The following is a 742-nucleotide window of genomic DNA, read 5'->3' on the forward strand; positions in this document are numbered from 1 at the left end:
AGGCCCCAGCTCACACTGGAGCTGGCCCAGGGCCACTTCCAGAGAAAGCTTGGCTAGGGATTTGGCTTCCGCGGCGAAAAGCTGCTTCTCGGAAATGCGGACCTGTGAGGACGCAATGGTAAGAAGGCCAACGCTGAGGAGGGCCAGAAGCATCATCAGGGTGATGGTGGCAATCAGGGCAAAACCCTTGCTGACATGCCTGATAGGACGTTTGGTGAAAAGTTTAGTCTTCATGAGAAATAGTGTATTCCGGCGTGCACTTTTCCGCTCAAGTTTGAGGAGATAATCCCCACTGTCACGAAGATGCAAAGAGCCAATTCTTAACTCTAGTCAATACAAAAAAGGGCTAGTGCATGCAAGCTCAAAATTGGTTCAACCCAAGCATGCCGGGGACACGGTAAATGGAGGGAGGAGCGCCATGGAGAAAGGAGAAACCGGGAATTATACATTTTCAGGAAATACAGCTCTTAAAATCTCATATTATTGTATTTACATGAAAAATCGAATTCTAAATTCGGTGGATTGAAGAAGGACTTGAATATCATGTTCTCCCAGGAAAAACTGCCTGGGGAATTCCGGGGTGAGACCTCGGACGTCGGTCTGCGTCCGTACACGTCGGAGGACGGGAGCCCGACCGAGCAGAACCGCCCGATCGGCTCCTGGAACCAGCTCTACCTGTGGGCCAACGTTTGGGATTCCTCCACCAGAAGAGAAGGCCAGGACGCCTCCGCGGCCCTCCGCG

The 742-nt window shown here is 51.9% G+C and carries 2 protein-coding genes; one reads left to right on the plus strand and one right to left on the minus strand.

Annotation, left to right across the window (positions count from 1 at the left end; genetic code table 11):
• A partial coding sequence (locus tag HHJ06_RS11665) for a hypothetical protein (protein ID WP_215429962.1) occupies positions 1–234 on the minus strand: 234 nt, incomplete at its 3' end.
• A 309-nt stretch (positions 235–543) separates the two neighbouring features.
• Here HHJ06_RS11665 and HHJ06_RS11670 point away from each other — a divergent pair.
• Positions 544–742 (plus strand): hypothetical protein (locus HHJ06_RS11670; protein WP_251841515.1); only part of this gene is annotated, 199 nt, incomplete at its 3' end.

The sequence above is a fragment of the Akkermansia muciniphila genome (assembly GCF_018709685.1).
GTDB lineage: Bacteria > Verrucomicrobiota > Verrucomicrobiia > Verrucomicrobiales > Akkermansiaceae > Akkermansia > Akkermansia muciniphila_E.